Here is a 20,829-nt window from a genome sequence, read left to right on the forward strand (position 1 = left end):
CCCGAGTGGGCCGGGAGAGGTGGTTAGACGGCTGGGAAGGTGCCGTCCTCGGTCAGGCGTACGTCGCCGTCGAGCAGCAGGGCGATCTCGGCCGCCTTGTCCGCGGAGACGCGGCCGTATCCCTCAACTTCGGCTGTCGCCGCGCCGTTCCAAGAGCGGCGCGGCAGGCGCCGGCCCTCGATGGCGGTGAACAGCTGCTCGCGGCCCAGCATGCCGGCCTCGAAGTGGGCGGCACCGGCGGCCAGTCGCTGGGACGCGCGCTTTTTCCAGTCCTGGGCAGCGTGGCTGCCCAGCTGCTGCTCAATCGCCGCCTCGAAGACGCCGGGGTGGGCGTAGACCAGCAGCGCGCCCACGTGTCCGAATCCCAGGGAGGTCAGGGCGGCGGCCTTAATGCTTCGGCCGGCGGCCTGCAGATCGAGCGGTGAGCGAAGCCAGACTAAATTCTTGGCCTTTGGCTCGATGAGCGGATCCACGCAGTCCAGGGACACGTTCGCCGGGATGCGCCCGGTGCGGAAGACATCGATGATGCCGCCGGTCTGGAACAGCGCCGCGCCCGCCTTGGAGTGGCCGGTGAGCGTCTTCTGGGAGATGACGAATAGCGGCTCGTCGGCGTCGCGGCCAATGGCTGGCCACAATATGGAGTGCAATTCCGACTCATTGGGGTCATTGGCGTTGGTGGAGGTGTCATGCTTGGACAGGACGGACACGTCGTTCGGGGTCAGCCCCAGCCCGCGAAGTCCCTGAGCGAGCTTCGAGTTTTCGCGGCCGCGGCCCGCTCCCAGCGCACCCAGGCCGGGGGCCGGGATGGAGGTGTGGGCGCCATCGCCATAGGAGGCCGCGTGGGCCACCACGGCGTAGACGGGCAGTCCCAGCTCGCGGGCCAAGGAGCCACGCACTAGGAGAACGGTGCCCCCGCCCTCGCCCTCGAGGAAGCCGCCGCGTCGGCGGTCATTCGCGCGGGAGATGAAGCGGTTGTCGATGCCCTGCGCGGTCATCTTCGCCGTCTCTGCGGTGGCGTTCATGTCACCAAAACCGGTGAGGGATTCGACCTGAACATCATCGATACCGCCGGCCACAACCACGTCAGCCTTGCCCAGGGCGATCTTGTCCACGCCCTCCTCGATGGAGACGGCCGCGGTGGCGCACGCGCCGATCGGGTGGATCATGGAGCCGTAGCCACCCACCAGGGACTGCATGGTGTGCGCGGCGATCACGTTTGGCAGCGCCTCCTGCAGGATGTCAGACGGGCGTTCCTCACCCAAAAAGCGGGTGACGAAGACCTTGTGCAGGGACTCCATGCCGCCGATGCCGGTGCCCTGCGTGGTCGCCACCTGGGACGGGTGGATGGATTTCAGCAGCTCCGCCGGGCTGAAGCCGGCCTGGGTAAACGCGTCGATCGCGGTGACCAGGTTCCACACCGCCATGCGGTCCAGGGAGTCCAGCATGTTTGCTGGGATGCCCCAGTTTGCGGCGTCGAAATCATCGGGCATCTGGGCCGCAACGGTGCGGGTAAGGGTCGCCTTGCGTGGGACCCTGGCGGTGGCGCCCTTGAGGCGGGTGACCTCCCACTCGCCGTCGGCCTCGCGGATGCGGGTCATGTCAGGGTCGGCGGCGGCTATGTCGCTCGCCTCAGCTTCCGACGCCACCGTGAACGTAATGTCCCTATCCAAAAATACCGTGGTCAGGTCGATAGAGCCTTGGTCTTTAAGGTGGTACTTGTCCGTCAGGGTGCGCACGCCGGAGCGGGCCACCACCTCATCGCGGAAGCGCTCGTAGATGTCTTCCTCGGCAACGGCGGTGCCGTTAGCGTCATACCAGCCCGGGTGTGGATCCTCGGACCAGCGCACAAGGCCGGTCATCCATGCCAGTTCCAGGACGCCGGCGGCGGTCATCTCGACGGTGCCGTCACGCTGCAGGCCAAACTCGGCCTCGAAGCGGGTGCGTCCGGAACCCCAGGAGGACACCTCGCCCACGCCGGCGATGACCACCATGTCATCAAGCGGGGTGGTGACCTCTCCTACCTCGATGCCACCGGGCTGCTCAACGCAGACTGGGTTAGGCAGCGCCTGGATGGTCGGTGCCGACGCAGACTCGGAAGAGTCCGCGGCCTGGCCGCCCAGGTCAGCGGTGCGTGCCAGCTCGGAGATGGAGACACCGGCGTCGTCCAGGCCACCGGTGAGGTCCTTGTGCAAAGGAGCCTCGGCCGCCTTGGCGCGGTTCTCCGCAGATGCCAGGTCCATGAGTTCGGAGCTGATTTCTTCTGGTGTCCAGACGTGGATTCCCGCTGCCTCGGCGGCTGGTATGAGCGCGTCATTGCCGCCCATGAGGTGGGTGCCGGAGACCCAGCCGATCTTGGCCTGGGCCAGGGTGACGCCATCCGGCCAGCCGGCCTCGGAGGACCACTTGTTCACGATGGCGTCCAGCGCGGCCTTGGTCTCACCGTAGGCGCCGTCGCCACCAAAGGTGCCGCGGTTCGGGGAACCCGGAATCACGATGTGGGTGCGGGTGTCGACGGCGTTCTGGGCGAGCTCGGACAGCCGCGCGATGGTGCGTTCCAAAGACCACAACAGCAGGCGGGCCTGGTTTTCCGCCTGCGCGCCGGCGTCGGCCAGGGAGCCGGATACAGACGGTGCTGCGAATGGGAATGCCAGGGTTGGAACCAGCGCAGGCTTGGTGATCTTGACCTCGTTGCCGACGGATTCCTTCTGCTCGGTGCCGATCCAGTCGATGAGTGCATCGACGTCGCGGAAGGAGCTCAGGTTCGCAGGGACAACCCACAGGGCCGCGCCGGGAGCGGCGTGCGCGGCGTAGAGTGTGCGGGTGAATTCCTTACGGGACTGGGACACGTTCGACGCGGTCATGATGACGGTCGCGCCGCCTTCCAGCAGGCGCTCAACCAGGGCCGTGGCGATGGAGCCAGGGGCGGCGCCGGTGACCAGCGCGACGTCCTTGGCATATTCACCTTCCGAGGCACCCCGTGCCGCCTCCGCAATAGCAGCCAAGTCGCCTTCGCCACCGTTGGCGGCCCACCATGCGGCCTGCTTAGCTACGGTCTCACCGGTGCCCTTGAAGCGGGCAACCGGCAGGTCGAGCTCGCCAAGTGCGACTCGGGCCAGGTCTTCGCGGGCGGAAGCCCAGCGGTCGTCGAACAGCACCGCGCGCTTTGCGTTGAATGCGGGGGCGACGGTCCTGACCCAGCCGGGGCCGAGCTCGGCCTCGACGGCGTCGAACAGGGTGGTGTCTGGTGCTTCAAACTCTGCGCCCTCTTCGATGTGGCCAAGCTGGGCCAGAACCTGACGAGCCGCGGTAGCCAGAACGCCGTCTGGGCCGGTCACAGTATCTGCGTAGGCATCCAGGGCTGCAGAGTCGACGACTCCGCCGCCACCAGCGCCGCCGCCGGAGTTCATGGAAACGGACGTGCCGTTGGCAGCCGCAACGTTCTGGATTGCGGCGTCGATGATGCCATCAACGTCAGCCTTGGAAGACGCGGATGCCGGAACGGTGTTCAGGCTGCCGCCACGAACGGAGTCTTCATCGCGGGTGCCCAGCAGGATTTCCGCTTCAACGTGGGCGGTCCAGGATGCTGGCAGACCCCATGGGCCGGTCACGCGCTCGCCGACGTAGGCAGGCTTGACGCCGGCAGCACCGGTCAGCTGGCGCAGGCGCGCGGTCACGGCTTCGCCGATAACACCGCCGAACGCGGAATAGCCAGGAGCTGCGGTGTTGACTCGCTCACGCAGGGTGGCCACGTCAGCATCGGCAGCGCCATCGATGGCCGGCACGCCGATTTCGGCGGACATGTCCATCAGCAGCTGGTTACGACGGGACGATACGCCATTGGTCAACTCTTCCACGGTGTCAGAATCGTTGATTTGCTCGATGCGGATCTTGTTCTGGAAAGCGAAGAGAACCATGATGGCCTGGGCCGCCTTGAATGGCAGGTCCGGAGCGTCGGCGCCGGAACCGCCGCCGGTGGCAGCGGGAGCCGCCGGGGTTGCGGCTGCCGGGGTTTCCGCAGCAGGTGCAGCCGGTGCTTCTGCCGCAGGGGCGGCTGCCGGAGCATAGGCTGTTGGGGTGTCAGCTTCCGCTTCTGGTTCTTCGACGGCCGGCGCGGCGACGGTGTCCTGCAGCATGACCTGGTCCTGGTCGCGCTCGACGTTGAAGACTGGCAGGTCAACGCCCGCAACCTCCATGGAGCGTTTAGCCAGGTTGGTCAGGGTTGGCGACGATGCCAGGCCGACCTCCACAATCTGCTCCACCTCGCCGAAGAGGTACTCCTGGGTCTCAATCCAGCGCACGGGGGAGGCGAACTGCCAGGACAGTAGCTCTATCATCAGCAGGCGCGCCAGGGCGTGGCGGCCGGGATCATCGGCGGCGAATTCATCGACGCGCAGGCCATCCAGCTTGCCGGACGGTGCCAGTGGGGCCACGGCGTCCACGAACTCCTGGGTCAGTTCAAATGGGCGGGCTACAAGGTTGGGAATGTAGCGGCCCACTAGGGCGTCGAGGTCGAGGGTCTCGGGAAGGAGCTCGTCCAGCTTGTCGGCGAAGGCGGCAACGCCATCGCGCAGGACCTTGGAATGGAACGGGACATCGATGCCCGGAACTGCCACGTAGGCTCGCGGGGCGATGCCGTTGGCCTTGTCTTCCAGGGCCTTCAAGCCGGCCTTGGTGCCGGCGATGGAGTACTGCTGGCCGGCGATGTTGTAGTTGACAATCTCCAGGAACTCGCCGGATTCTTCGGCGACCCCGTCGACGAATGCCTGCACGTCCTCGGCGGCGATGCCGGCCAGGTTTGGGCGCAGAGCCCCCATACCGTAGTTGGAGTTTCCTTGCTCGTCGCGTTCGACCAGTCCGCCCATCGCGGAGCCGCGGGAGTAGACGATGTCAATGACGGATTCGAGGTCAAAGATGTTGGCCAGGGAGGCCAGCGCGGTGTATTCGCCCAGGGAGTGGCCGGCGTAGAGGGCGCCGGAGGCCAGGGCGTTCGCCTCGCGCAGGCGCTCCGTCTGGGCGTAGGCAACCACGGCCAGAGCTACCTGGGTAAATTGCGTTAGGTGCAGCACGCCCTGCGGGTGGCGGAAGGTGGTGCCGCGCACCTCGATAACGGTGGGGTTTTCATCAATGATGCGCTGGATGCTAAAGCCCAGGTTGGTGCGGGTGTGCCTGTCCGCGCGGCGCCAGATTTCGCGGGCCGCTGGGGACGCGTCGCGGTCACCGCGGCCCATGCCCTCAGCCTGGATGCCCTGGCCCGGGTAGACGTAGGCGGTCTTGGGTTCCGCCATGAGCGCTTGGCCACGGGAGACCACCTCACCGTCGATTCGGCAGGTGACCTCGAGGGCCGCGTGGATGCCGGTGCGGCCCACGCGCTCTACGGTGATTTCAACCTCATCGTTGAGCTGCACCATGCCGTACATGGAGTAGGTCCACCCCACCACGCGGCCATGCTTGCCCGCGAGGTGTTGCGCCGTGGCGGACAGCCACATGCCGTGGACCAAGGGGGCCTGCAGGTTGACCAGCTGGGCCGCGTTGTAGGAGGTGTGGATCGGATTATAGTCACCGGAGACTAGGGCGAACGGGGTCATGTCTGCGGGCGCGGTGACGGTGGCGCGGTCCACGAAGGACCGAGGGGTTGGCTCCACCTTGGTGGAGTATTTGCCGCCACCCCACTCTGGTGCAGGAGTTGGGGTGGCGGTGCCGTTAGCGCGTCCGCGGATGGCGAAACGCTGAACCTGGGTGGCGACAATGTCGCCGAGGGTTCCGTCGGGTCTCGCGGCGTCGCGCAGTTCGAGTTCCACGGTGACGATGCGGCCGGAGGCGGACTCATCGATGCCCGTGCACTTGGAGGTCACGTCGATGCGGCGGCCGTCAGCGAGTTCCTCGAGCGGGACTCGCAGTTCGATGAGGTGGTCCAGGTGGACCGCGTTGAGCAGCCCCTCGATGACCGGGTAACCGGAATCAAGCTTGCCCGAACCCAAGGCCACGTAGATGGCTGGCCAGCATGGGCCCACCAGGGCGTCAGGGGTTCCTACGGGCGCGTGGGTCGCGCCGCTGGCCGAGGCGCTGCCCAGGCCGGCGCCGGTGACGTTGGTGTGGGCGGCCAGCAGGGACTTCGGCAGGGTAAAAGAGTACTCGGCGGTGCCGAACGGCGCCTCGGGGGACTCCGAGCCCGGGGTGATGACCGGCATCTCGGTAATGGCATCGCCGGTCTCGGAGGTGGAGCCCACGCCCGCTAGGCCCTCGAGCAGGGCGAAGACGGATTCCGGCAGGCGCTCGTCGGAGACCACGGGGGAGCCACCCGTGGCGACGCCCGCGGGCAGATCCAAAGGGACGGTCACGGACCTCACATAGAACGGGCGCTGATCTTCTGGGAGGTTGTCCCAGTAGGAATCGGAGTGAATGACAATGTTCCAGTTGCCGTCCGCGTCCTGTTCAAGCTGATAGGCGTCATCATCCATCTCGTAGGCGGGGTTGGCCATGAGGTGACCGTGCCACTGGATGGTGGGGACGGACTTAATGTAGGCCTTGGCGTCCTTGGCGGAAGCCAGGCGGGAGAAGAGCTCTTCAGCCTCTGCGCCTTCGTCGACGAGCTTGCGAGTCGACACGGCTTCGAAGCGGCCCAGGAGTTCAGCGACCGGCTCGTTCTTCTTGGTAATTCCGGCCACGGCGACCGGTCCCGGGATGATGCGGACCTGGTCGGCGGTGTAACGCTCATCCTGGGCCTGCCAGAGGGTGTCCTTGCCGAACCACACTTTAAGATCGCCATCGATGGCGGGGACCCAGGGCATAGGCTTGACGTGCTTGTAGTGCAGTGAAATCCACCACGCGGCGTCACGCGGGGAAACGGTGGTTGTGCGTGCCGCCGGGTAGGCGTTGAGCAGGCGCCGGGCCATCTCGGGCGCGTCGGCGACCTCCTCTATGTCCGGGAAAAGAGTGTGAATCTCGCCGTGATCGCTTGGGTGCAGGCGGGCCTCGACGCGGTGCAGCAGGTCGAAGAAGCGGTCATCCCAGGTTGGATCGTGGAAGGGGTGGGCCAGCTCGACAAAGCGCTCCACCCACTCCGCGTAGGTCATGGTCTCAACGTCGCCGAAGTACGGCTTAGCGGTCTTGTTCAGAGCCGCGATGATCTCATCGCGCTTGTCTTCATACTCGTCGCTGTCAAGGGACGTGATGAGGCGGGAGGCGGCGGCGAAAGAGTTGTCCAGGTCGTGGATATCGGCCAGCAGGTGGGACTGGGACGAGGCCACGCCATTGGTCCCGGTGCCGCGGCCAACCCAGCCGCCATTCGAGTCCGGCGAAATGCCGGGCGTGTTGACCAGCAGGTCCTTGACGGAATCGGTGGCCTTGGCCTCCTTGGTGGCCATTGCCACCGTGCCGATGAAGACGGCATCCACCGGCATGGCGGGAACGCCGTAACGCTCAGACCAGGAACCGGTGATGTACTCAGACGCGCGCTCCGGGGAGTAGATGCCGCCGCCCACGGCTAGCAGCGCATTGCCATGCTCGCGGACCTCCGCGTACGTATCGAGCAGCATGTCATCGAGGTTGACCCAGGAGTGGTGGCCGCCGGCGTGGCCGTCCTCTACCTGGACGATGACCGGGAAATTCGGGTTGGCGCGCGCGATGGCCAGAACGTCGCGTATCTGCTTAGCCGTGCCCGGCTTGAATGCGATGTATGGGAAGCCGTCCTCGGTGAGCTGGGCAATCAGCTGGGTGGCCTCCTCGACCTCCGGGATGCCGGCGGAGATGCACACGCCGTTAAACGGTGCGCCGGCGGCGCGGGCCTTGGGCACTATGCGGGCCTGTCCAAAGTGCAGGTTCCACAGGTAGCGGTCGAAGAACATGGTGTTGAACTGCGCGGTGCGGCCCGGTTGAAGGTGCTCAATGAGGTTGTTCTTGTGCTCCGCGAAGACCTCATCGGAGTACATGCCGCCACCGGCCATTTCGGTCCAGTAGCCGGCGTTGGCGGCGGCGGCCACAATCTCGCCGTCGGCGGAGGTGGGCGTCATGCCGCCGAGGATGATGGGGGACAGGCCGGTGACGTCGGAAAAGCGGGTCTGCGTAAATTGCTTGCCGCCGATGGACACCAGGCGCGGTGCGAAGTCCTGGTAGGAGCGGGGCGCGGGCAGCTCGGCGCCCGGGGTGGCCAGCTGGTCACGCTCGGCCGGGGTGGCAGCCTGAACGATGACCTTGCCCGTGCCCGCGGTGGCGGACGCGGTGAGCTTGGCCAGGCCGCGGTCCAGCGGCAGTAAGTGGGTGGCTTCGAGCGCGCCCAGGGTCGCCGGCCAATCATGCGGGTCGACCAGGATTGCTTCCGCCAGCTCGCGGGCGGAGGCAGACTTCAGGGTGATGCCGCACAGCGCGGCCCACTCGGTGGTGAGCTGCGCCGCCTCGGCTAGGGAAGTGTGGTGGAAGGGCAGGGCGACCGGCAGGGCATCGAAAAGTGGTGAGAGCTCATCGCCGCCACGGGAGCGGGACTCCAGTTGCTTGTTGTGCGCCGCGGCGGCGGCCTCGAGCGCGGATTGGGAGGCCTGAAGATCCTCCGGCGTTCCGGCCAGCACGTGGTGAGTGCGGCCGTTGACCACGGCGATCGCCGCCTCGCCGGACAGGTGCGATGCCAGGGTCGCGCGGTCCAGGCCGCGCACGGAGAGCATGTGCGGGCGCGGATCGGACGCCCCATGCACCACCGACGCCGCCGTGCCCATCAGCACGGCCAACGCCAACGCGTGCTCAGGATCCTCTACTGCGGCAACGCCCAGGCAGCCCTGGGAATGGCCGGCGAAGTCCGTGGTCTCCGGGCTGAGCGGCAGGCCCAGATCCCGAAGCTGATCGATGGCGGCAATCTGACCGAGCACGATTCCCGGGATGGAGACGGCCGGGTACACATCCGCCGCGTCGGTTTCCGGTGTCGCGCCGGGCTTGGTGTCTATGAGCTGCTCGAGTCGCTCAAAGACGCCCGGGCAGGTTGACGCAATGGTTCGGGCCACGGGGCCGGTGAGCTGGCGGGCGCGCTCCAGCAGGCTTTTGAGGCGGGAAGCGGCATGGTGGGTTGCGGCGGCGTCCGCGATTGCCTTTTGCCAGGAAGAACCCTGGCCAGCAAAGAGGACGGCCGGACGGTTCTGCTCGGTGGTCATGGTGAGCAGCGGGGTCAAGGACATGTAGGTCTACCTCATCGGATTGTGGGGCGTATGCGTTCGCGCGGAAATTTACTTTTGGCCAACTTGTATTTAGGCACAGAGAAGTTTTTCGCGAATGGGGCCACGGTAGCCTACGTGCGGGTTAGTTTTAAGACCATGTGGCCAAAACGTGAGGATTTATTCACGTTTTGTCGATTTCGCCCGAGGTGGCAGGGGGTTTATTGAAAGTTGTGATTTGTATCACGGGGAGCGGGATGAGGGCGAAAACGATAAAAGACTGATCGCAAACGACCGACACCAAGAATTTCACCCGGCATTTGCGCTGAAACCGGGCGAATGTGGTTGGTGTAGGTTGTTTGCGATCAGTCTTTTGGGATTTGGGGGAAATCCTGGGTACGCGGACCCTGGGTAAAGGATAGGGAGGGGAAGAGCTTTTCTATCCTGTTTGCAGCAATGCCGTCCGGGCCGGACTCCGCGAAGCAGGCTTCATGCCCGTGGCGATGATGGCGTAACCGGCCCCGCCCAGGCCTTTGCCGCGGCGGCAAGCTGGCTCGCGGCGGCAAGCTGGCTCACGGCCTCTTCGAGCACGCGGATGACCGCTCCAATCCGGCCGCGCGGCCGCGGTTTCTTCGTTGCATGGGGGCGGGCTGTTTTGGGGGTTACCGGGGAGTGGGGAATAGGGGTGCTCTGGGGTGAACCAGTGTCTATTGACGCTGTGCCTTATTGCTCTTCAGGAGCTCCAAAAGGTCTGCCTGAACCTCGCGGCGGCGAATCTTGCCGAGCTGGTCAGCGGCCAGCTCATCAAAGTGGTAGAAGGTGCGTGGGACCTTGTAGCGGGTAAGCCGCTCACGGGCGTGTGCCTTGAGGCCTTCTGGATCTAAGGCCGCGCCGTCACGGAGGGTGACGCAGGCTACGACGTCCTCGGAACCGTCCGGGCGTGGGCGGCCAACCACCGCTACGTCTTCCACATCCGGGTGGTCGCGGATGGCGTCTTCCACTTCGGCAGGGTAGACGTTGAAGCCGCCGGTGATGATGACTTCCTTGATGCGGGCGACGATCTTGATGAAGCCGTCTGATTCCATCACCGCCATGTCACCGGTGCGGTACCAGCCGTCATGGAATGCGTCCTCAGTGGCCTGCGGGTTGTTGAGGTAGCCCTTGAACACCTGTGGCCCCTTGACAAGGAGCTCGCCTTCCACGCCATCGGGCTGGGTCTCATCTAAATTCTCCGGGTTGGCAATCCGCACGAGCGTGTTGGGAAAGGGGATGCCAATATAGCCCGGGCGGCGGGCGTTGGACATAGGGTTGCCCACGACGACGGGGGATGTTTCGGTAAGCCCATAGCCCTCGACTAGCAGGCCGCCGGTCAGCTGCTCCCATTCCTTGACCGTGGACTCCGGGAGCGCGGCCGCACCGGATAGGGAGGCGCGGATGCCCCGAATCTCAATTTTTTGTTCTTTCGCGGCATCGATGATCTTGGTGTACAGCGTAGGCACGCCCGGGATCCAGGTAGGCGTGTGTTTTTTCATGATGTCCATGATGAGCGGGACCTGTGGGGCCGGCAGCAACACCATCTCGCCGCCGATGTAGACCGCCAGGCCGGCAATCAGGGTCATGCCATAGGCGTGGAACATGGGCAGCGCGGCCAGCATGCGCTCATCGTGCTGGCCCAGTTCAGGCACCCAAACCTCACCCATCTTGATGTTGGACATGATGTTGCCGTGGCTCAGCTCCGCGCCCTTAGGCGCGCCGGTGGTACCGGAGGTGTACAGGATGACGGCGGTGTCATCCTTGGTGGGGAGATAGGACGGGGTGAAATCCTGGCCGCCGATTGCCTTGGATAGCAGCGTGTTCCATGGGACAGTGTTCGGCGCATCGCCGGTAAGCTGGGCCCGCTTTTCCTTGATTGGGGGAAGGGGGAGCTTGAGCGCTAGCTGCTGCAGGCGGGGCATGGCCTCTACCATGTTGACGGAAATGACGGTTTCCAGCTGGGTGGTCTCCCGCAGGTGCTCAAAGACTTCGGTGGCCTTGTCCCAGCCGATGACCACGCGGGCGCCATGGTCCTTGAAGAGGCCTTCCAGCTCGTGCGCCGTGTAGAGCGGGTTATGCTCCACAACCACGGCGCCCAGCTTGAGCACCGCGTAGAAGGCCGCGATGTGCTGCGGACAATTAGGCAGGACTATCGCCACCTTATCGCCCGGGCGGATGCCAAAGGCCTTGAGGCCCGCGGCGGCGGCCTTGACCTGGGCGTCGAGCTCGGCGTAGGTCTGCTGGCGGCCAAAGAACCAGGTGGCGGACTTATTCGCATTTTTGGCCAGGTTCGCATTGTAAGAGTCAACCAGCGTGTCATTACCCAGGTCCAAGGAGTGGGGGGTCCACTCGGCGTAGCTATCTAGCCAGGCCTTGGATTCGAAGGCGGAGGCTGCTGAGGTCATAACTTACCCTTCCGTATATTTTGCAAGTGGAACTATTATGACACACCGACCCCCGCAAACATGAAGCCCGCCTCACCTTTGCCGGGGGCATGGGAACTTCTTCCGATGCCCCGCCCCGGCTGTGGTGGGCGGGCTTAGTTGGGCCGCGGGCTTCTAGGCCTTGGCGGGATTGTCGAGGCGCTTGAACAACTCGGCCTGCACATCGCGGCGGCGGATCTTGCCCATCTGGTCCCTGGCCAGGGCCTCAAAGTGGTAGAAGGTGCGCGGCACCTTGTAGCGGGTGAGGCGCTCGCGGGCGAAGTCCTTGAGGCCCTCCGGATCCAGGGCGGCGCCGTCATTGAGCTCAATACATGCCACAACGTCCTCGGAGCCGTCCGGGCGTGGGCGGCCCACTACGGCGATATCGCGGATATCCGGGTGGACGCGCAGCGCTTCCTCAACCTCGGCTGGGTAGACGTTGAAGCCGCCGGTGATGATGACTTCCTTGATGCGGCTGACCAGGCGTACAAAGCCGTCCTCTTCCATCACTCCCAGGTCGCCGGTGCGGAACCAGCCATTGTGGAAGGCCTCGGCGGTGGCCTCAGGATTATTGAGGTAACCCTTGAAGATCTGCGGGCCGCGGGCCAGGATTTCACCCTCTTCGCCGTCAGGCAGGGTCTCATCCAGGTTCTCTGGGTTGGCGATGCGGATTTCCGTATCGGGGAACGGGATGCCCACATAACCCGGGCGGCGGTCCTTGTTCATTGGGTTGCCAATGATGATGGGGGAGCACTCCGTGAGGCCGTAGCCCTCGACCAGCAGTCCGTTGGTGAGCTGCTCCCAGTGCTCCACGGTGGAAACCGGCAGGGTTGCGGCGCCGGAGAAGGAATTGCGGATGCCCTCAATGGCAATGCCCTTATCCTCGGCCGCCTGCACAATCTTTTCGTACAGGGTTGGAACGCCCGGCACCCACGTAGGGGTGTTCTTCTTCATGATGTCCATGATGAGCGGAATCTGGGGCGAAGGAAGCAGCACCACCTCGCCGCCGATGAGCGGCGCCAGCGTGACGTTCATGGTCAAACCGTAGGCGTGGAACATCGGCAGCGCGGCGAGCATCCGCTCGTGGGAATCGCCCAGGCCGGGAACCCAATGCTTGCCCTGCAGGATGTTCGCGTACAGGGAACCGTGGGTCAGCTCCGCGCCCTTTGGCGCGCCGGTGGTGCCGGAGGTGTACAGGATGACCGCCGTGGTGTTTTTGTCAATGGACGGCTCGGAGACCAAATCGTGGCCGTCACCGCCGATGGCATTGGAACTCAGCGAATCCCACGGGACGGTGTTGATGGCGTCGGCGGACAGCTGGTCGCGCTTGGCCTTGAGCATCGGGATTGGCAGGCGCAGGGCCACGCGCTGGAGCTTGGGCATCGCGTCAATCATGTTGACGGAGATGATGGTCTCTAGGTTGGTGGTATCCCGTAGCTTTTCCAGCGTGGACGCGGCCTTGTCCCAGCTGATGGCCACGCGTGCCCCGTGGTCTTTGAACAGGCCCTCCAACTCGTGCGCGGTGTAGAGCGGGTTGTGCTCTACTACCACGGCGCCCAGCTTGAGCACGGCCCAGAAGGCGGCCACGTGCTGCGGGCAGTTGGGGAGGGCGATGGCCACTTTGTCACCCGGGCGCACACCGAAGGCCTTGAGCCCGGCGGCGGCGCGGCGGACTTGGCGGTCCAGCTCCGCATAGGTTTGGGTGCGGCCAAAGAACCAGGTCGCGGTCTTTTCCGGATTTATGGCTAGGTTATTTTCATAGATATCCAGCAGGGTGGTCTCGCCGTAATCCAGGGAATGTGGGGTCCACTCCGGGAAGTGCTGGAGCCAAGCCTTAGATTCAAAAGCTGACAACGTTAAACAACCTTCAATTCATTTAGGGACTATTTAGGTATCTCGCAGGCCAGTATAACGCGCGCTACGCATCGCCTAGATTCGGCGCCTAAACTTGGGCGCTATGCGCATAGTTATGATCTCCATGCATACCTCCCCCATTGAGCAGCCAGGTACCGGCGACGCGGGCGGAATGAACGTCTACGTCCTCAACACAGCCACGCACCTGGCCCGCCAGGGGGTGGACGTGGATATCTATACCCGCGCCACCCGCCCCTCCCAGGGGCGCATCGTAGAGGTCGCGCCCCACCTGCGCGTTATCAACATCGTCGCCGGTCCTTACGAGGGGCTAAGCAAGGATGACCTGCCCACCCAGCTGGCCGCGTTCGCCGGCGGGGTGGTGCAGTTTACTAAGTGTGAGGGCCTCCACTATGACCTCATCCATTCCCATTACTGGCTCTCGGGCCAGGTGGGGTGGCTCCTGCGCGATCTGTGGGAAATCCCGCTGGTGCACACCGCGCACACGCTGGCCGCGGTTAAAAACGCCCATCGATCCGACGATGATTCGCCGGAATCCGAGGCCCGCCGCATCTGTGAGCAGCAGCTGGTGGACAACGCGGACGTGCTGGTGGTCAACACCGATGATGAAACCCGCGAGCTGGTGGGCCATTATGACGCCGACCCGGCCCGCATCAAGGTGGTGCGCCCCGGGGCCGACGTGGAGCTGTTTACGCCCGGCACGGACCGCAACACGGAGCGTTCTCGCCGCGAGTTGGGCATCCCAATGCACACCAAGGTGGTGGCCTTCGTGGGCCGCCTGCAAAAGTTCAAGGGACCCGATGTGCTGATCAAGGCCACCGCGGAGCTGGTCAGGCGGGACCCCATGCGCAACCTGCGCGTGGTTATCTGCGGCGGCCCCTCCGGCGCTCACTCCACCCCGGAGACCTATCAGGACTTGGCCCGTGAAGTGGGGGTGGCCCGCTACATCCGCTTCCTGCAACCGCGCCCACCGCAGGAGCTGGTGGCGGTCTACCAGGCCGCCGATATTGTCGCGGTGCCCAGCTATAACGAGTCCTTCGGCCTGGTGGCCGTGGAGGCGCAGGCCTCTGGCACCCCGGTGGTGGCCGCCCGGGTTGGTGGCCTGCCCGTGGCCGTGCAGGAGGGGGAGACCGGCCTTTTGGTCACCGGCCACGATCCCTCGGACTGGGCCGACGCGTTGGAAGAACTGCTCGACGATGATGAGCGTCGCATCGCCATGGGCGAGGCCGCCTACGAGCGCTCGGCGCGGTTTAGCTGGGCGGCGTCGGCAGAACAGCTGTCCGAGGTCTACCGCAACGCGCTGGCCACCGTTGAGCCCCAGCCCTGCACGGACCGCCGCGGCGCCGGGTCGTAGGTAGGCGGCGCAGCCGGCCGAAATCGCGGGCCCGTGCACCGCGAGGCCGGGAAATACCCACGTTCGGGAACGCGCCGGTCTGACATGTCGATTATTTAGCGGCGGAATGGCCGGTTTAATGGCAAACTGAAACGTATGAGTAACGGCAAACTGATTCTCCTCCGTCATGGCCAGTCCAAGTGGAATGAGTCCAACCAGTTCACTGGTTGGGTCGATGTAGACCTCACCGCTAAGGGCGAAGCCGAAGCTAAGCGTGGTGGCGAGCTCCTCGCCGAGCAGGGCATCCTGCCGGACGTGCTCTACACGTCCCTCCTGCGACGCGCTATTCGCACCGCAAACATTGCGCTAAACCACGCTGACCGCCACTGGATCCCGGTTATTCGCGACTGGCGCCTCAACGAGCGCCACTACGGCGCGCTCCAGGGCCTGAACAAGGCAGAGACCAAGGACAAGTACGGCGAAGAACAGTTCATGGCCTGGCGCCGCTCCTATGACACCCCACCGCCAGCGCTGGCCGACGACGCAGAATACTCACAGGCCAATGACGTCCGCTACAAGGACCTAGATTCCGTCCCGCAAACGGAGTGCCTGCTCGATGTGGTCAAGCGCCTGGTTCCTTACTTCGAGGAAGAAATCCTGCCTCGCGTGAAAAACGGTGAAACCGTCCTGGTTGCCGCGCACGGCAATTCCCTGCGCGCGCTGGTTAAGCACCTGGACAACATCTCCGATGAGGACATTGCCGGCCTGAATATCCCAACCGGTATCCCACTGGTGTACGAAATCGATGCGGACGGAACCGTGCAGAACCCGGGTGGTTCTTACCTGGATCCGGAAGCCGCCGCCGCTGGCGCCGCTGCCGTGGCAAACCAGGGTAATAAGTAGTTCCGTCCTGGTTCCGCGCCGAGTTGGGCCCCGCGCTCATCCGGCGAGTCTGCCCCCGGGGGTTTATACTCCCGGGGGCAGACTTGTTTGTTTAATTCCTGGCCCGCCCCAGTTAACCTGGTCACCTATTAGATACAGGTGGCTGGCTTTTCGGAGGGCAGAGAACTTGAGGATTGTTTAGTTGATGCAGTTAGCACTCGCGTTCATCGCCGGCGTGCTGGTGTGCGCGCTGGCGGCCCCGCTGATCCGGTGGATTCGGCGTAGGCTGGAGCGCCGCCGCCTGGCGGCGGCCACCGCGGCGAACCAGGTCACCACCTTGTCCCAGGTCTTTAACCTGGCCATTCAGGGCTCCCCGGTGGGCGTGACCGTGGTGGACAATGAGGGCTCCGTGGTGGTGTCTAACACCTCGAGCCATGAGATGTCCATTGTCCATGACCGCACGCTCAACCCAGACATTTGGACCGTGTCTCAAGAGGTCTTTGAAGACAAGGAAACCCGCACGGTCGATCTGTCCATTCCGCGCCGCCGAACCGGCAACCGCGTGAGCCAGGTCAAGGCCGTGGTGCAGCCGCTGACTTTGCACGATGACCGTTTCGTCATTGTCTACGCCACGGATGAGTCTGAATCCGTGCGCATGGAGTCCGCGCGCCGCGACTTCGTGGCGAACGTCTCCCATGAGCTCAAGACCCCGGTGGGCGGTATTGCCTTGCTGTCCGAGGCCCTCCTCCAGGACCCCGGCGACGCGGAACACGTGCAGTACTTCGGCGCCAAGATTCAAAAGGAAGCCTCACGCATGGGCAACATGGTCAGTGAGCTCATCGCCTTGTCCAAGCTGCAGGGCGCCGAGGCGCTGCCCGAGATGGAGCCGTGCCCGGTCGATGAAATCGTGGATGAGGCAATCCATCGCAATCAGCTGGGCGCGGATGCACGCAATATCGCCATCACCCGCGGTGCGCGCGCCGAGGTGGACGTGTTGTGCGACAAATCCCTGATAGTCACCGCGGTGTCCAACCTTATTTCCAACGCCGTGAACTACTCCCCGGATGGCGTGCAGGTTTCCATCTCCCACAAGGTGGTCAGCGAGGACGTTGTGTATATCCGCGTGACGGATCGGGGAATCGGCATCGCGCCAGAGGATCAAAAGCGCGTCTTTGAACGTTTCTTCCGCGTTGATAAGGCCCGCTCCCGCTCTACCGGCGGCACGGGCTTGGGCCTGGCGATTGTCAAGCACGTGGTGGCCAATCATGGCGGAAACATCAAACTATGGTCGCGCCCGGGGACCGGCTCAACGTTTACGATTGAGTTGCCCATCTATCACAATCAAAACCCGGCGGAATTGCCGGATAGCCGTAATAATGACAGTACGAAGTCGATCAAGGCGCGCGGCACCTCCCTCCCGGGGTCATTGCCTAGTGCCATGGCCCGCGTGGCCGCTCGTCGAAAGGAAAAGGAAAAGTGACCTCCATCCTCATTGTTGAAGACGAAGAGTCTTTGGCGGACCCGCTTGCGTTTATCCTGCGCAAGGAGGGATTTGAGCCTCACATCGCCTACGACGGGCAGGCCGCACTCGACGAGTTCGCCAAGCATGACTTCGACATTGTCCTGCTTGATCTCATGCTGCCCGGCATGTCCGGAACTGACGTGTGCAAGGAATTGCGCAAAATCTCCCAGGTGCCCATCATCATGGTCACCGCCCGCGACTCTGAGATTGATAAGGTGGTGGGCCTGGAGCTGGGGGCGGATGACTACGTGACCAAGCCGTATTCCTCCCGCGAGCTGATAGCCCGCATTCGCGCAGTCTTGCGCCGCGGTGGGGAGCCGGCGCGCCCTGAGGCAGAGGAAGTCGAAGAGGAGATCCTCGAGGGTGGCCGCGTGCGCATGGACGTGGAGCGCCACATTGTCACCGTCGATGGGGAGCCGGTGTCCATGCCGCTCAAGGAGTTTGATCTCCTGGAATACCTGTTGCGCAATACCGGCCGCGTGCTGACCCGCGGGCAGCTCATCGACCGAATCTGGGGCGTGGATTATGTGGGCGATACCAAGACCCTTGACGTTCATGTCAAGCGCCTGCGCTCCAAGATTGAGGCGGAGCCTTCCCGCCCGCAGCACCTGGTCACGGTGCGCGGGCTGGGCTATAAATACGAGGTCTAATACATCTAGGGCTTGTTAGCCACCGGGCAATTCCCGGCGGGGCATAAGACCATCCCTTGGGGCAGGGGTGGGGCCTTATGCCCCTTTTTCAATCCCCCGGGGATTTTTAACCGCGGGTTTGATGAGGGTCTGCGGGGTGGCGCGGGAATTCGGCGCCGGCCTGCCGGGCCTTTTCCCGCGCGCGCAGGTACGTGGCCAGGACCTCGTAGCCTTCCTCGCCCAGCAGCGCGGTCAGCTCTGTTTGTTGGGACTTCCATAGCGGTTCCGGCGAGGTATGGCAGCGCGAATCCCCGGAGCAATACCAATCAAAGTCCTCCCCGCCACCGCCCCAGGCGCGGCGGTCATATTCGCCAATCGTCGTGCGCAAAATCTCCTGGCCGTCCGGGCGTTCCTCCCAGTCCTCGTAGCGGCGAATGGGTAGCTGCCAGCACACCTCCGGCTTTACCACGGTCAATTCCTGGCCCTCCGCCACGGCCCACTGGTGAATGGCGCAACCCACGCCGGTTTCCCAGCCGGCGCGGTTGGCAAAGACGCATGCACCATCGACGATGGGCGTCTTCAGCGCCGGCTCCGGCTCGCCGTCCTCGCCGTCCAATTCATCCCATTCAAGCCATGGCTCTAGCTCATCGCCCGCCGAGCCAGCCTCGGCGCGCTCGAGGAAGGAGTCCACCCCCGCCGGGCGCAGTTGCCAATATTTGGCCGGCATTCGCTTGACCGCATCGAAGAGTTGGTCGCGGTCTTCCTCGTCGGCCATGTAGGCGCCGTGGACGCAGCAGCCCACCTCGGGACGCGAGGCGTCAATGCCGTGGCAGGCATCCGTGCCAAACATGCAGTTGTAGTGGGATTCAAGCCAGGTGATATCCACCTCGAAGGTGTGGAATTCGTCCTTGGGATCGACAAATTCGTACCACTCACGTGGGAAATCGGGCGGCACTTCGTGGCCGGCCAGGATGGACGCGGCCGCCGGGGAGACGGCCGGGAAACCAAGATTGACGGGATTAGTTTTTTGGCGATTCACACCCACCTACCGTAGACCTACTAACCTAGACGTGTGCGATTAGGTGTATTAGACGTGGGAAGCAACACCGTTCATCTCGTGGCAGTGGACACTGCCGCCGGTGGGCGACCTTCCCCCATGAGCGATTGGAAGACCCCGCTTAAGCTGGTCGAGCAGCTTGACAAGGACGGCAACATCCACTCCAAGGGAGTCAAAAAGCTAGTCAATGCCGTGGGTGAAGCCGCCGAGCTTGGCAAGAAGCTGGGGTGTGATGACTTCATTCCCTTTGCCACCTCGGCCATCCGCTCCGCGGGTAACGGCGATGAGGTGTTGGACACGGTGGAGAAGGAAACGGGCGTGCGCCTGGAAATCCTCTCCGGCGTGGATGAGGCACGCCTGACATTCCTGGCGGTGCGCCGCTGGTATGGCTGGTCGACTGGCCGCATCACCAACCTAGACATCGGCGGCGGCTCCCTGGAGATGTCCACGGGCACGGACGAGATTCCTGACCTGGCGTTCTCCCTTGATCTGGGCGCGGGCCGTTTGACCCACAACTGGTTCGATGAGGATCCTCCTAAGAAGAAGGACGTAAGCTCTTTGCGTGATTTCATCGACGCGGAGCTGGAGGACGCGGCGCAGCAGATGCGCTCCCTGGGCCCAGCCGGCCTGGCGGTGGGTACTTCCAAGACCTTTCGTACACTGGCGCGTTTGACCGGCGCCGCGCCGTCCTCTGAGGGGCTATACGTCAAGCGCTACCTCACCACGGCGGGCCTGCGCCAACTGATTAACTTCATCTCTAGGATGACCGCAGCTGACAGAGCGGAGCTTGAGGGTGTAAGTTCAGACCGTTCGCACCAAATTGTTGCCGGCGCCCTCGTGGCCGAGGCAAGCATGCGCGCGCTGGGCATCGAACAGATGGAGATTTGCCCGTGGGCACTGCGTGAAGGCGTAATCTTGCGCCGCATCGATAAGGGACTGGAGTAGTAAGGAAATAGCTATGGCTGACGATAAGCAGTTAACCGTTGCGGAGCTCCTTGCGCGGAACAAGGCCGAGCGAGATGCCAAGGCTAGTTCGCGCGATGAGGCCCCGCGCCGTAGGCGTCGCCGGAGCCTCGATGAGGGCGGCATTTCCGTTGCGGAGTTGACCGGCAACCTGCCAAAGGTTGACGCGAATCCGGCGCAATCCAAGCACTCCAGCGTGGGCATCGACGAGCCGGCGCCGGTCATCCCCGCGCCGAAGAAGCAGCCAGCTCCTGTACGCGACCAGGCGCCCGCGGGCAGCGACCCGGAAATCAAGGACCAAGCTAAGCAAGCTAAAGCTGAGTCCAAGGCCGGGGCTAAGCCTTCCTCCAAGGAAGGGGCAAAGCCTGGGGTCATAAAGCCGCACAACGATGAGACCACCGTCATTAAGCGGGTGGAGGCGCAGGAGGCCGAGTCTAAGAAGCCGCAGGCCCAGAAGGTAGATACGGCCAAGGCTGGCGCGAAGCTTAAGGAAAAGGACAAGCTCGAAGAAACCGGCGTCATTCCGGTTGTCACCCCGGAGGCGGGCGAGGACAAGCGTGGCGCGCTCGCTAAGCCTGAGGAGAAGGCTGCGGAAAGGGCCGCAGAAAAGGCCGAGAAGAAGAATTCGGCTGATGGCGCCAAGGCTGAGGCCGTAGAGGAAGACGGACTGGATACCTTTGGTGAAGACGTCGAGGAAGAGGCCCGCGAGGAGGACTCCAAGGTCAATCCGGTGGCCGTCATCATCTTGGCGCTTATCGGGGTAGTCCTAGGCACCGTTGTGTTTAAGGGTTTCGAGATCCTGTGGACCGCCCTCAATGGCGTTCTGGTGGGCGTGCTTGCGCTTGTGGTCACCGGTGTGATGGTCGGCGTTATCCACGCCCTGCGCACCAACACTGACAAGGTCTCGATGGGGCTGGCAGGCGTGGTGGGCCTCGTGCTTACCTTCGGGCCTTTGCTGATCGTCTAAAGCGCCAATCGTTT

General features: G+C 64.0%; 10 protein-coding genes. 6 read left to right on the plus strand and 4 right to left on the minus strand.

What is annotated here, in order from left to right:
* Window positions 1-23: 23 nt before the first annotated feature.
* From CENDO_RS01435 to CENDO_RS01445, 3 genes are all read right to left on the minus strand, one after another.
* The gene (locus CENDO_RS01435; protein ID WP_136140448.1) at window positions 24-9,158 is read right to left on the minus strand and encodes a type I polyketide synthase; all 9,135 of its coding nucleotides are present in this window, start codon (window positions 9,156-9,158) and stop codon (window positions 24-26) included.
* Window positions 9,159-9,841: 683 nt separating this feature from the next.
* The gene (locus CENDO_RS01440; RefSeq protein ID WP_136140449.1) at window positions 9,842-11,572 is read right to left on the minus strand and encodes a long-chain-fatty-acid--CoA ligase; all 1,731 of its coding nucleotides are present in this window, start codon (window positions 11,570-11,572) and stop codon (window positions 9,842-9,844) included.
* A gap of 153 nt (window positions 11,573-11,725) precedes the next feature.
* On the minus strand, window positions 11,726-13,444 hold the full coding sequence (locus CENDO_RS01445) for a long-chain-fatty-acid--CoA ligase (RefSeq protein WP_136140450.1): 1,719 nt from the start codon (window positions 13,442-13,444) through the stop codon (window positions 11,726-11,728).
* A gap of 103 nt (window positions 13,445-13,547) precedes the next feature.
* On the opposite strand from CENDO_RS01445, the gene mshA reads away from it, so the two are divergent.
* From mshA to CENDO_RS01465, 4 genes are all read left to right on the plus strand, one after another.
* Window positions 13,548-14,816, plus strand: coding sequence for a D-inositol-3-phosphate glycosyltransferase (gene mshA / locus CENDO_RS01450; protein ID WP_136140451.1), 1,269 nt, complete (start codon window positions 13,548-13,550; stop codon window positions 14,814-14,816).
* Window positions 14,817-14,951: 135 nt separating this feature from the next.
* Entirely contained in the window at window positions 14,952-15,698 is a 747-nt protein-coding gene (locus CENDO_RS01455; RefSeq protein WP_136140452.1) for a phosphoglyceromutase, read from the plus strand.
* 184 nt (window positions 15,699-15,882) lie between these two features.
* The gene (locus CENDO_RS01460; RefSeq protein WP_136140453.1) at window positions 15,883-17,157 is read left to right on the plus strand and encodes a sensor histidine kinase; all 1,275 of its coding nucleotides are present in this window, start codon (window positions 15,883-15,885) and stop codon (window positions 17,155-17,157) included.
* On the plus strand, window positions 17,154-17,849 hold the full coding sequence (locus tag CENDO_RS01465) for a response regulator transcription factor (protein ID WP_136140454.1): 696 nt from the start codon (window positions 17,154-17,156) through the stop codon (window positions 17,847-17,849). Before CENDO_RS01460 ends, CENDO_RS01465 begins: the two co-directional genes overlap by 4 nt.
* Before the next feature lie 106 nt (window positions 17,850-17,955).
* Here CENDO_RS01465 and CENDO_RS01470 read toward each other — a convergent pair whose 3' ends face one another.
* Complete coding sequence (locus CENDO_RS01470; protein WP_136140455.1) at window positions 17,956-18,867, minus strand: DUF3109 family protein; 912 nt, start codon at window positions 18,865-18,867, stop codon at window positions 17,956-17,958.
* 33 nt (window positions 18,868-18,900) lie between these two features.
* On the opposite strand from CENDO_RS01470, the gene CENDO_RS01475 reads away from it, so the two are divergent.
* Together CENDO_RS01475 and CENDO_RS01480 are read left to right on the plus strand one after the other, a co-directional pair.
* Window positions 18,901-19,830, plus strand: a complete 930-nt coding sequence (locus CENDO_RS01475; protein WP_136140456.1) for a Ppx/GppA family phosphatase — start codon at window positions 18,901-18,903, stop codon at window positions 19,828-19,830.
* 13 nt (window positions 19,831-19,843) lie between these two features.
* On the plus strand, window positions 19,844-20,815 hold the full coding sequence (locus CENDO_RS01480) for an NADH-quinone oxidoreductase subunit E (protein WP_136140457.1): 972 nt from the start codon (window positions 19,844-19,846) through the stop codon (window positions 20,813-20,815).
* Window positions 20,816-20,829: the final 14 nt, after the last annotated feature.

The sequence above is a fragment of the Corynebacterium endometrii genome, from assembly GCF_004795735.1.
Classification (GTDB): Bacteria; Actinomycetota; Actinomycetes; order Mycobacteriales; family Mycobacteriaceae; genus Corynebacterium; species Corynebacterium endometrii.

Excerpts from the sequence above, each read along its gene's own strand:
- CENDO_RS01435 (WP_136140448.1), bottom strand. The coding sequence starts at position 9,158 with ATGTCCTTGACCCCGCTGCTCACCATGACCACCGAGCAGAACCGTCCG.
- CENDO_RS01440 (WP_136140449.1), bottom strand. The coding sequence starts at position 11,572 with ATGACCTCAGCAGCCTCCGCCTTCGAATCCAAGGCCTGGCTAGATAGC.
- mshA (WP_136140451.1), top strand. The coding sequence starts at position 13,548 with ATGCGCATAGTTATGATCTCCATGCATACCTCCCCCATTGAGCAGCCA.
- CENDO_RS01455 (WP_136140452.1), top strand. The coding sequence starts at position 14,952 with ATGAGTAACGGCAAACTGATTCTCCTCCGTCATGGCCAGTCCAAGTGG.
- CENDO_RS01460 (WP_136140453.1), top strand. The coding sequence starts at position 15,883 with ATGCAGTTAGCACTCGCGTTCATCGCCGGCGTGCTGGTGTGCGCGCTG.
- CENDO_RS01480 (WP_136140457.1), top strand. The coding sequence starts at position 19,844 with ATGGCTGACGATAAGCAGTTAACCGTTGCGGAGCTCCTTGCGCGGAAC.